Raw genomic sequence first — 11802 nt, forward strand, 5'->3', positions numbered from 1 at the left:
AACAAAAAAACATTACAACAAATGTGTAATGTTTTCATTAATCTGTATCATCTGGTACAAATTCGACGATCAATTTAAACTCTTCAAACATATGGACAATTCCTTCAGCTTCATCCTTTGTTACTTGGTTAAAGAAAACTTCTTCTCCATAATTACGGATCTCTATACCCTCTCTCATTTCATCATCATGAAAGAGAATCGAAAACCATTTGAGCTTACCCTCAATATGTGGCTTATTTTTAAAGTAATTTCGTGTATCTTCTTCCAACACAACCAGTTGGATTTTCACAAGTCCTTCACTTCTTGAAACATAACTAATTTGTTCTAATTCTTCGATTGCTTGTTTTTCTTCTTTCCAATTTTGAATTTGAACTTCAGAATAAGGTTCTGTGTAATTGGTCCACAATTCTTCCCAATAAGGATACTTTTCTTCAAACTTCAATTTATTATTTTTTAGCTTTTCAGGGTCCACCCTCGCTTTAATATAGCCCACAATTCGCCACCCCTATGAATGTTGTAACTTCATCCACTGACAGGCATCATCTACAACTCTCCGATTAATATCGCTCGGGAAAAAATGCGTATATTCGGGATAATACCAAGTCTCTATATGTTTATTTAAATTTTTCAAATTTTTTTCTAACAACTGCGCATGTTTGAATCCAACATTCTCATCATGCATTCCATGTATGATTAATACTGAAGCATGTAGGTCTTTTAAATGGACAATTGGTGTACGTTCTTCGTATGCTATTGGATTTGTCCGAGGTGAACCGCCAAATACTCTTTTCATCATTCTTCGCATATCTGTTCTTTCTTCGTACGTATAGGTTACATTTGATACGCCACCCCATGTCACGATTGAAGTAATATCATCGCGCAATATTCCCGTCCATAGCGCCATAATACCACCTCTTGAGAAAGCGAAAAGATGAATACGATCCTTTTTACAAAACTCCTTTAAAACCTCCACTGCATTAACTGCATCTAATCGGTCTTTACCACCGAATTCATCTCGTCCTTCACCACCACGTGTTCCTCTGTAGTATGGTGCAAATACAGTGAAACCATGTGAAGCAAGTTGAGTGATTCTAGCAGGACGCACCATACCTACTCCCTGCATACCACCGCGCAAATAAAGTATACCTTCATAATTTGCATGAGTAACAGGAGTAGCAAGTAAGCCTTTTACACGTAAACCATCAGACCAATATGTTATTTCTTTTAATGTAACACGTGGATTAGGCGATGGATAATCCCTTAAGCTTTCAATTTTCCCATTTATCTTCACGTTCACTCACCTTTTCAAGAATCTTCTTCATGCCCAAATCTTTCATGTAGAAACTTAAATGCTCATTTGCTAATAATTCTTCTTCAGTCATTAATATGACGCCTCTTGTTTCTACATTTGGATGGTTTCGATCAATCGTTTCTACAGATGCAGTAAAAACTGCTTTTGTAAAAGGCATTTCCTCTTGAACCATATAAGTCGCTAACCACTCTAATTGTCCAATTGAAGCTCCCGTTTCCTCAAATACTTCCCTTTTTGCAGCATCCTCTATAGTTTCACCTTGTTCTACTTTACCACCAGGAAATTCATACCCGCGTTTTGGATGATCTGTAAGTAACCATTTTCCTTCATACTTTGCTAATACAAGCACATGTTTTGGTGCAATAGAAAATGCATTTTTCTTAAATGACAATTCACAGCCATTACCATTTAAATCTGTATATGTAAACATACCTTCGCTCACTCCTTATTACCTTTAGTGTAGCGAAGGAGCCATCAACTATCAACTATAGTAAGGCATTTGTTCAATGAATTTTTTCGTTTCTTTATCTCCAAACTCATGAATAAGAGCATATATCTTCATCAAACGGAAATCTACCTCATCATTTTGCTCATCAAAATGATACGGAACAGCAGGAAGTTGGGCTCTCCACATTCCATCATTATCCCAACTAGTCATTTGTTCGAACAATACATCAAAAATTCTTAACATAGATGGATCTACATTTATGTGAAATTCATATGGGGCAAGTTGTGGTGCAAAATTATAATATTTGTGCATGACAGATATATAAACATCAACATTATTAGACATTTGAATTCTCCTTTTTTCATAGCTTGGTTTATTTAAAATATTTTTATACAAAAAAGACATCCTATAATCGAAATAGGATGTCCACTAAGCTTTACGTTTGAAGTCATTTATACTTGAATATCTATAACGGAACCTTTGTACGGATGAACTGCTGGTTGTTCTGGCATTTGTTCTAACAATTGAACTGCTGAAGTTGTTTCCATATTCATGGCATTTTGCAAAACACTCATTTGAACTGTTTGTTGTAGTTCTAAAAGTTGTGTATTCATAATTGAATTCAATTCCAATTTTCAATTCCCCCTTTATAGTATTTATATCGGGAGAAAATAATCTATCTACATTTTTTGATTGATTTTTCATCATCTATTTGTTCAAGGAACTTCATTATAATCGGCAATTCCGGAGGACTTATCTTTTCAGGTAATTGCTTTATATCAAAAAATCGAAGTTCTTTTACTTCTTCTATATCTAATTTGAGTTCTCCATCATAGTCGGTACATATGAATGAAGTGATCACATTATAAACTTCATCGCCATGTGGATATTGATAGTAAAAGTTTTCCCCAGAAAATATATTAAACAAGTTAAGTGATTTTGCCTTTAATCCTGTTTCTTCATACAATTCCCTTTTTGCCGCTTGTTCTAGTGTTTCGCCCGGTTCTAATGCACCACCCGGCAATCCCCAACAATTATTGTCTTGTCTTAACTGCAACAATAATTGGTGATCAGAGTTTAATAAAATCACATTTGCTCCTGGAAGTATTAGTGGACGACTACCTACTAGCGCTCTTAATTCCGATACATATCCCATATGATTTCCCCTTTCCCTCTCTAAAATAAAGCGAAAATCAATCAGCGTAAGTTGTTTTCTACACCAATCACAGGAATAAACGATATGTATCTGAATAATGTTTCATTTAAAATGAATTATTTCTAACTATTCAGTTATTTATAAAACCATTTTTTAAACTCTTGCTATAGCCAATCTTCTACTAGTAAAACTTCTTTTCTATTTGTATCTAATTTAATCTTTCTTCCAATCGGCATAGCATGCATAGGATGCGTATGTGCACAGTCAAACTCAGCTAAAATTGGAATATGTAGTTGATCAATTTGCTCCACAAGTATTTCAAAAGGTCTTCTGCCTGTGCCAAGATCATCAAAAAGTTCATGTTTTCCTAGAATAATACCAGCCACTTTATCAAAAACACCATGTAATTTTAGCATTGCAAAATTCTTTTCCACTGTTGCAGCATCTTTCGCACTATCTTCAATTAGCAGAATATCTCCTTTCTTGATCTCAGGAAAATATTCTGTACCTATAAATCCATACATCGTATTTACATTACCACCAATAAGGCGGCCTTCTGCTACACCTCCATTAACACAAATCCATTCGTTATTATATAACGTTTTTTCTTGTGTTTTTTCCAACCAGTTAACACACTCATCAGACCATTTGTCAGGAGTAGGAATACTGTAAGGAAGGGATTTTTTAGCTACAAATAAATTTTCAAAATACTGGTAAGTATCAGATACGAGTGGTTCAAATTCACCAAATGAAGGAACTATAGCTGGTCCATAGAATACAGGTATATTGGTTTTTGCATATAACGCTAGGAGAATAGCGGTTGCATCAGAATAACCAATGATCAACTTTGGTGAACATCGAAATGCTTCATAATCTATATAAGGCAATAGACTATTTGAATTCGTACCACCTATCGTTGACATAACCATCTTTACTTTAGGATCTCGCAACAACTCATTTAGTTCCTCAGCGCGTTCTTTTGGAGTGCCACTACGATAATAATCTTGTTTTCCTGTCAAACTTCCCTCTTTTATGTAGAATCCCTTTTCTTCTAAAAATCGTTTACTACGCTCATATCTAACCTTTGAAGTTACAGTGACGGGTGAAGATGATGAAAAAATACCGATTGTATCTCCTTGTTTTAACTTTTCAAACAACATAGCTACCACCCTTCTATTATTATGAAGTATTGTAAGTATACTACACATTATTGATCATTAATCTACTCAATTAGTAGCACTTAATTGTTTATTGTAAATCTGGATAAACTATCACTTTCATACAAGAAATAACAAAAATATGAAATAAGTATGAAGAAAATATGAAGAATTTGAGTAATAATCACTAAAACCCATCATTTCAAAATAACTAATAGAAAATGACACATTTTTACCACAATATCGTTACACTTTGGACTAATTCGCCTCTTCTTTTAAGAAAAACAAGTTTTATACTGTAAGTGAAGTTAAAATAACAGTTTTCTTAGGAGGAAGTTTAAATGGATGTTTTGATTTTAGCTAGAATTCAATATGCAATCACAACCATTTTCCACTTTTTCTTCGTTCCATTTTCAATTTCTATGATATTCCTAGTATCTATATTTGAAACTATGTATGTATGGAAGAAGAAGAAAATTTACTTAGACATGTCTTTATATTGGGGGAAGATTTTCCTTATATCTTTTGCAATTGGGGTTGTCACAGGTATTTTGCAAGAATTCCAATTTGGGATGAACTGGTCAGAATACTCTCGCTTCATGGGAGACGTTTTTGGAGCACCATTAGCAGTTGAAGCCTTACTTGCATTCTTTATGGAATCTACTTTTATAGGCGTTTGGATGTTTGGACGAAACAAATTGCCTAAGTGGGTTATTGCACTTTCAGCATGGCTTGTTACTTTTGGAACAACATTATCTGCACTTTGGATTTTAGCAGCTAATTCCTTCATGCAAGAGCCAGTTGGATTCAAGATTGAAAATGGAAAAGCTGTTTTAACAGACTTTATGGCGTTATTAACTAACCCTCAATTATTAGTCGAATTTCCACATACTATTTTTGGTGCACTTGCTACAGGTACATTCGTCGTTGCCGGCATTTGCGCATATAACTTATTAAAAAAACGAAATACAGAATTTTTCAAAAAAACATTTAATTATGCAATGGTAATCGCTTGTATCGCCGGCATCGGGATTGCTCTTTCTGGTCATACACAAGCCCAACATTTAATGTCATCACAACCGATGAAAATGGCTGCTTCTGAAGCATTATGGGAAGATTCCGGTGATCCTGCAGCTTGGACTATAGTTGGAGGAATTGATACAGAAAACAAAGAAAATAAGTGGGAGGTAAATATTCCTTATCTATTAAGTTATCTTGCTTACAGTGAATTTGATGGTTCTGTTGAAGGCATGAAAACACTCCAAGCAAAATATGAAAAATTATATGGAGAGAATATTAACTATATTCCACCTGTCAAAACCGTTTTCTGGAGTTTCCGTATTATGGCTGGATTTGGTGGTTTAATGATCGTTATTTCATTATTAGGTTTATGGTTTGCAAACCGTAAAACATTAGAAGATAAAAAATGGTTTTTACAAGTTTTATTAGTATCAATTGCTTTACCATTTATCGCGAACACTGCGGGTTGGATCATGACAGAAATTGGTCGCCAACCTTGGACAGTATTCGGCTATTACACTACAGCCCAATCGATTTCACCTAACGTATCGAAAGGACAAATTCTATTCTCAACAATTTCTTTTAGTACCTTGTATGTCATTCTTGCAATTGTTTTAATCATCCTAGTAGCTAGAATTGCCAAACAAGGACCAGATATGATTATTAATAAAAAATCCGACTCAAAAGTAGATTTAATGGACAAGGAGGCGTTTGAAGAATGACTTTAGAAGAACTATGGTTCGTATTAATCGCGGTCCTCTTCATCGGATTCTTTTTCTTAGAAGGATTTGACTTTGGTGTAGGGATGTCAACACGCTTACTTGCCAGAAATAAACATGAACGTGAACAATTAATGGACACTATAGGGCCATTCTGGGATGCAAACGAAGTATGGCTTATTACAGCGGGTGGTGCGCTCTTTGCCGCCTTCCCAAACTGGTACGCTACGATGTTCTCTGGATACTATACATTATTTGTCCTCCTCCTACTTGTCCTAATTATTCGTGGGGTGGGAATTGAGTATAGTCACCATGTTAAAACCGACAAAGCAAAAAATATTTGGCATTGGTTATTCTTTATCGGTAGTATCGGTGCACCATTCTTATTAGGAATGTTATTTACAAGTCTTGTTAAAGGAATGCCTATTAACCAAGACATGCATCTATTTGGTTCATTTAGTGATTTTGTAAATATTTACTCACTTATTGGTGGACTTGCTGTTGTTCTACTTTCACTTGTCCACGGCTTAACATTTATTGGTTTACGTACAACTGGTGATGTTCATACTAGAGCTATCTCATTATTAAACAAAGTTTATATTCTATTGTTCGTTGGAGAAATCGTTTTTGCTGTATTAACTTATTTACAAACAGATTTATTCACAGTTCGTCCAATCGCAACTCCAGCATTACTAGCATTAACAGTTATTGCTACAATACTGGGCTGGCTGTTTGCCAATAAGAGAGACGAAAAAATTGCTTTTACGTCTTCGGGACTTGCCATTGCTTTTGTAGTAGCAATGTTATTTATCGGCTTATTCCCTCGTGTTATGATCAGCTCAATTGACCCTGCATTCAATCTAACAATTGAAAATGCAGCAAGTGGGCATTACACGTTATCTGTTATGACAAAAGTAGCCTTCACATTATTACCATTTGTTTTAGGCTACCAAATTTGGAGCTACTACGTATTCCGTAAACGTATTAGCCCTAAGAAATAGGTGACATAAATGATTGACAAAGCGCTATTTAAACTAAATGGTTTTAAAAGAACAATTGGTTTCTTGTTTGTGATGGCCACTTTGCAAGGTGTATTCACTATACTCCAAGCCATTTATCTAGCGATGACAATTACAAATCTATTCCATAAGGAGCAGCTGGCTAATCAGCTGCTCCCTATGTCGTTATTTTTTATCTTTTTCATGTTAAAACAAACTATCATATACTTTAGAGAAAAATATATGAAACGTTTTTCGATGAAGATAGGTTCTGATTTAAGGAAGGAACTAAATACAAAATTATTTAATCTTGGTCCGAATATTACAGCTACTGAAGGTACAGGAAATATGGTCACTTTAAATTTAGAAGGTATCTCAAATGTTGAACAATATGTTCAATTATTCTTACCTAAAGTAGTTAATATGAGCGTCATTCCTATTTTGATATTCATTTATACGTTAACACTTGATACAACGTCAGCTCTAATACTTTTACTTGTTCTTCCTGTTCTCATCTTTTTCTTAATTTTATTAGGCATTGCTGCACGCGTAAAAGCTGATAAACAATATGAATCGTATCAAATTTTATCAAACCATTTTGTTGGCTCACTTCGCGGATTAAAAACACTACGCTTTTTAGGACTAAGTAAAAAATACGATCGGAATATAAAGAAGGTAAGTGAACAATATCGAAAAGCTACAATGGGAACTTTAGCCATCGCTTTTCTCTCCACATTTGCATTAGAATTCTTTACAAGCATTTCGATTGCTATTGTGGCTCTATTTTTAGGATTGGGGTTGATCAAAGGTACATTAGTTCTTCTTCCATCCTTAATCATTCTAATTTTAGCACCCGAATACTTTGCTCCGATACGGGAGTTTGGAGCAGATTATCACGCAACATTAGATGGAAAAAATGCATTTACAGCCATTTCATCTATATTAGCGAAGCCCTTATATAAACAAGACCAGAAAGAAATTACGAAATGGGATGCACAATCTACCCTAAATATTAAAAACTTAACAGTGCAGCATGAAGAGGCAAATCAGCCTTCATTACATGATGTAAAATTTACGATTAGAGGTTTTCAAAATGTAGGAATTATTGGTGCAAGTGGTTCTGGTAAATCTACGTTAATCAATGCATTAAGCGGATTTGTTGAAACAAAAAATACAGATATCTTACTAAACGGTGAAACCATTAGTTCTTTTAACAATAAAAATTGGCAAAACCAAATTTACTATATCCCTCAACATCCCTATATTTTTCATAATACAATTCGAAATAATGTGGCTTTTTACACGAAAAACTCAACAAATAAACAAATTGAGAATGCCTGTGAAAGAGCCGGTTTAAGTGATGTTATTGCTTCGCTACCAAATGGCTATGATGAAATGATTGGTGAAACTGGTCGTACTTTAAGTGGTGGCCAAGAACAACGAATTGCACTAGCTCGTGCCTTCTTGGATGATTCTCGCAAAATTTTACTATTTGACGAACCAACAGCTCATCTAGATATTGAAACTGAATGGGAAATTAAACAAAGGATGTTACCATTATTTAAAAATCGGTTAGTCTTCTTTGCTACGCACCGACTACACTGGATGATGGATATGGACTTAATACTTGTGATGGATCATGGTGAAATTGTTGAACAAGGTACCCATAAAGAACTTATAGCCAAAAAAGGGTATTACTATCAATTGGTAAAACAACAATCCCATGGAACGGAGGCTTAATGTTATGACGACAAAACAACAAAATATCCTCAAACATACATGGGTAAAGCCTTATTTAAAGCAAAATAAAAAACATTTATTGCTAGTCTTTTTCCTAGGAACAATGACATTTATATGCGCAAGCGCGCTCATGTTCACATCCGGGTATTTGATTTCAAAATCTGCTACACGCCCAGAAAACATTCTACTAGTATACGTACCCATTGTACTCGTACGGACATTTGGGATTTTTCGTCCTGTATTTAATTATTTAAATCAGCTGACAAGCCACTCATTTGTCTTGAAAATCGTGTCAAACATGCGTGTACGATTATATAAAAATTTAGAATCACAAGCTTTAACACTATCAAATCGTTTTTCTACGGGTAATTTACTTGGTGTTCTAGCTGATGATATCGAACATTTGCAAAACTTTTATTTGAAAACTATTTTTCCTAGTGTATTTGCGACTGTTTTGTTTTTCATTTCTGTTGTAGCGTTAGGTTTTTTCTCTATTCCCTTTGCGTTATTAATAGCATTATTATTATTTGTACTATTAATCGTCATTCCACTTGTATCGTTGTTAGCCAATCGTAAACGATTAATGCAGATGAAAGTAATTCGTAGTGAATTATATGCTTCGCTTACTGATGCAGTAATGGGATTAAGCGATTGGAAGATTAGTGGAAAACAGCAAATCTTTTTAACGGATTATGAAAAAATTGAAGAGAAACAAGATATTTTAGAATATCAAATGGACACTTTTAATCGTCGACGTAATTTGTTATTTCAAGTAATAGTTGTACTCATGACATTAGTAATGATTTGTTTTGCTGCAACGAATGCAAATGCAGGTGACTTTGCTCATATTTGGATTGCTGCATTCGTATTAGTAGTATTCCCTTTAGCAGAAGCTTTTTCACCTGTTCCAGATGCTATAAGCCATATTCCTAGTTACGAGACTTCTCTACACCGATTAAATAAGATTGAAGCAGCTAATGTTGGCACAAAAGAACATGTCAATACTATGAAAGGGCAACCTATTAACATCACATTTAACGATGTTTCATTTAAATATGACAAAGAACAGAGTGCCGTCTTAAAGAAGCTTAATCTACAATTTAAGCAAGGTGAGAAAATCGCTATTTTAGGGAAAACAGGATCTGGTAAAAGTACAATTGCAAAACTTATATTGGGCGTCATTCCTCCATCTGATGGCACAGTACAACTGAATGGTCAAAATTCATCTTCAATTCAGGAGGACATAGCTACTTACGTTGGGGTTCTCGAACAAAAGCCACACTTATTTGACTCTACTGTGATGAATAATATTCGTTTAGGAAATATACATGCTACTGATGAAGAGGTTATGGAAGCGGCTAAAAAAGTACAAATGCATAGTTATATCGAATCGCTTCCAGATGGCTACAATACTCGCATGCAAGAACTTGGAGAACGCTTTTCAGGAGGAGAACGCCAACGTATTGCATTAGCACGAATTTTGTTACAAGATACCCCCATTGTAATTCTTGACGAACCGACAGTAGGTCTTGATGCAATTACTGAACAAAAGCTAATCGATACTATTTTTAAAGCCTTACAAGGAAAAACAATTATTTGGATAACGCACCACTTAGCCGGTGTCGATCATATGGATCGAGTTATGTTCATAGAAGATGGTTCAGTTTACTTAGAAGGCACACATCAACAATTACTTTCAAGTAATGCTCGATATCGAAGGTTATATACATTAGATCATCCAATGATGGAGTAAAGTATAGTTTGAAAGAAAAGGAACAACGATGATCTCGTTGTTCCTTTTCTGCCTGCTAATATTTTAGAAACAATCTCATTCTAAACAATATTTCATCTCAAGCCTCTAATTGCATCAATGCGCCAAAGTATTGTGATGCTGTTGTAAAACATATGAAAGCAATAAGTTCACTTATTTCCTCATCACAAAGACAATCCTTTAAAATATTGACAATAGCAGAGGGGGTTTTCCCTTTGTAAGTAAGAAAAGCTTGTGCAAATCCAACACTCACCGTTATTTTCTCATCATAGTATTTGTTATCAGGTTTCCCCTTTGCTTTACAATATTCACAACCATTTTCCTGTGCAAGCGTTCTTCTTACTTGCTCCTTTAACATTGCAGATAGAAAACCATCCTTCTCTAATTCTTCGCTTAAACTATTCCACTTTTCCATAATCCTTGTATTATGCCCTAACAATTTTTGAAATGGTGTAGAGCCTATTTTTGAATATGAAATTAATGTCATTTTGTATCCCTCCTATAAAATATTGTAAGATTAATAATAGAAATTTCACATTATACATTAAAGGTATTTTTCAAAAATACTTTTAAGAAAGAAGGTAAAAACACATGATAGATTTAATCGATAAATCGATATTAAAAGAGCTTTCTAATGACAGTCGTTTCTCAATGAGTGAATTAGGTCGTCGCATTCATTTATCTGCACCCGCTGTTAAAGAAAGAGTAAAGCAACTTGAGGAAAAAGGAGTTATCGAAACATACACAGTCAAAATTAATGATAAATGTTTAGGTTACTCTATACAGTGTATTATCGAAGCCACTATCAAAAATAATCGTTATAACGATTTTAAAGAACTTATTCAAACATATAATCATGTAGACTTTTGTTATAGAATTGCGGGAGATGCCTGTTTTATGTTGAAGATGAATTTCACCACTTTTGAAGATGCAGAAAAAACAATAGATGAATTACAACCATTAGCTCATACAAAAACAAATTTTATTTTTTCTGAAGTAAAGACATATAAAAATTTTTAAAATTAATGTAGACAAATATATGGATTTTTCACCTCTAGGCGTTTTCATTAGAAACGCCTTGTCAACTTCTCATATATTACTTTATAGAAGTTAGAAAATTTCGAAAGTGGTGAGGATTCATGTATCTGTATTCTCATATGTTCTTTACTGGACTGCTCTTAGGACTTGTTTTAGATGGGTTAACTAATTTATGTTTCGTGAATACGAAACATAATAACAGAATTACTGTCATCTTCATCATTGCGATTATTTTATTTATAATTAGCCTTTTAATAGGTAATACAATCGGGAATTCGATTGGGTTTATCAGCCTAGGTATATATCTAACAGCTTTATCCTTAGCTTTAGCGGGAATTCAATCTTCTTGGAGAAAGTATGTATATATTGCAGTTATTCTGGTCACTTCTACCTTTTATATTGTTTACTTCTTATAAATCAGAAATTTTATACTTATAAACATC

At 34.1% G+C, this 11802-nt stretch carries 14 protein-coding genes; 6 read left to right on the forward strand and 8 right to left on the reverse strand.

All coding sequences use genetic code 11. The features are described from left to right. Positions 1-37: 37 nt before the first annotated feature. The 7 genes from D1606_RS17075 to D1606_RS17105 all read right to left on the reverse strand — a co-directional run bounded on the left by D1606_RS17075 (position 38) and on the right by D1606_RS17105 (position 4076). A complete protein-coding gene (locus D1606_RS17075; protein ID WP_119417224.1) occupies positions 38-493 on the reverse strand; it encodes a hypothetical protein in 456 nt (151 codons plus the stop codon). 12 nt (positions 494-505) lie between these two features. Then, positions 506-1291, reverse strand: coding sequence for an alpha/beta hydrolase family protein (locus D1606_RS17080; protein WP_119417225.1), 786 nt, complete (start codon positions 1289-1291; stop codon positions 506-508). Further along, positions 1269-1742 carry an RNA deprotection pyrophosphohydrolase gene (ytkD, locus tag D1606_RS17085; RefSeq protein WP_119417226.1) on the reverse strand — a complete coding sequence of 158 codons (474 nt, stop codon included), beginning with the start codon at positions 1740-1742 and terminating at the stop codon, positions 1269-1271. Before ytkD ends, D1606_RS17080 begins: the two co-directional genes overlap by 23 nt. A 51-nt stretch (positions 1743-1793) precedes the next feature. Then, positions 1794-2105, reverse strand: coding sequence for a transposase (locus D1606_RS17090; RefSeq protein WP_119417227.1), 312 nt, complete (start codon positions 2103-2105; stop codon positions 1794-1796). Positions 2106-2212: 107 nt separating this feature from the next. Further along, positions 2213-2392 carry a YjfB family protein gene (locus D1606_RS17095; RefSeq protein ID WP_119417228.1) on the reverse strand — a complete coding sequence of 60 codons (180 nt, stop codon included), beginning with the start codon at positions 2390-2392 and terminating at the stop codon, positions 2213-2215. A 44-nt stretch (positions 2393-2436) separates the two neighbouring features. After that, positions 2437-2916 (reverse strand): NUDIX hydrolase, encoded by a 480-nt coding sequence (locus D1606_RS17100; RefSeq protein ID WP_119417229.1) that lies wholly within the window; start codon positions 2914-2916, stop codon positions 2437-2439. A 164-nt stretch (positions 2917-3080) separates the two neighbouring features. Further along, positions 3081-4076: a S66 family peptidase gene (locus D1606_RS17105; RefSeq protein ID WP_119417230.1), complete on the reverse strand. Its 996-nt coding sequence runs from the start codon at positions 4074-4076 to the stop codon at positions 3081-3083. Between the two features lie 338 nt (positions 4077-4414). Here D1606_RS17105 and D1606_RS17110 point away from each other — a divergent pair, with 338 nt between their 5' ends. Genes D1606_RS17110 through cydC form a run of 4 tightly spaced genes read left to right on the forward strand, consistent with a single transcriptional unit; the run spans position 4415 to position 10303 of the window. Then, entirely contained in the window at positions 4415-5815 is a 1401-nt protein-coding gene (locus D1606_RS17110; protein ID WP_119417231.1) for a cytochrome ubiquinol oxidase subunit I, read from the forward strand. Beyond that, a complete protein-coding gene (cydB, locus tag D1606_RS17115) occupies positions 5812-6813 on the forward strand; it encodes a cytochrome d ubiquinol oxidase subunit II (RefSeq protein ID WP_119417232.1) in 1002 nt (333 codons plus the stop codon). Before D1606_RS17110 ends, cydB begins: the two co-directional genes overlap by 4 nt. Before the next feature lie 12 nt (positions 6814-6825). Next, on the forward strand, positions 6826-8550 hold the full coding sequence (gene cydD / locus D1606_RS17120; protein WP_119417234.1) for a thiol reductant ABC exporter subunit CydD: 1725 nt from the start codon (positions 6826-6828) through the stop codon (positions 8548-8550). Between the two features lie 25 nt (positions 8551-8575). Then, positions 8576-10303, forward strand: a complete 1728-nt coding sequence (gene cydC / locus D1606_RS17125) for a thiol reductant ABC exporter subunit CydC (protein ID WP_119417235.1) — start codon at positions 8576-8578, stop codon at positions 10301-10303. A gap of 97 nt (positions 10304-10400) precedes the next feature. On the opposite strand, the gene D1606_RS17130 is transcribed toward cydC, so the two are convergent. Continuing rightward, positions 10401-10808, reverse strand: coding sequence for a carboxymuconolactone decarboxylase family protein (locus tag D1606_RS17130; protein ID WP_119417233.1), 408 nt, complete (start codon positions 10806-10808; stop codon positions 10401-10403). A 107-nt stretch (positions 10809-10915) separates the two neighbouring features. On the opposite strand from D1606_RS17130, the gene D1606_RS17135 reads away from it, so the two are divergent. Together D1606_RS17135 and D1606_RS18645 are read left to right on the forward strand one after the other, a co-directional pair. After that, complete coding sequence (locus D1606_RS17135; protein WP_119417236.1) at positions 10916-11341, forward strand: Lrp/AsnC family transcriptional regulator; 426 nt, start codon at positions 10916-10918, stop codon at positions 11339-11341. A gap of 119 nt (positions 11342-11460) precedes the next feature. Continuing rightward, positions 11461-11775 carry a hypothetical protein gene (locus tag D1606_RS18645; RefSeq protein ID WP_124218361.1) on the forward strand — a complete coding sequence of 105 codons (315 nt, stop codon included), beginning with the start codon at positions 11461-11463 and terminating at the stop codon, positions 11773-11775. Positions 11776-11802 lie beyond the last annotated feature (27 nt).

The organism is Rummeliibacillus sp. POC4 (genome assembly GCF_003576525.1).
GTDB lineage: Bacteria > Bacillota > Bacilli > Bacillales_A > Planococcaceae > Rummeliibacillus.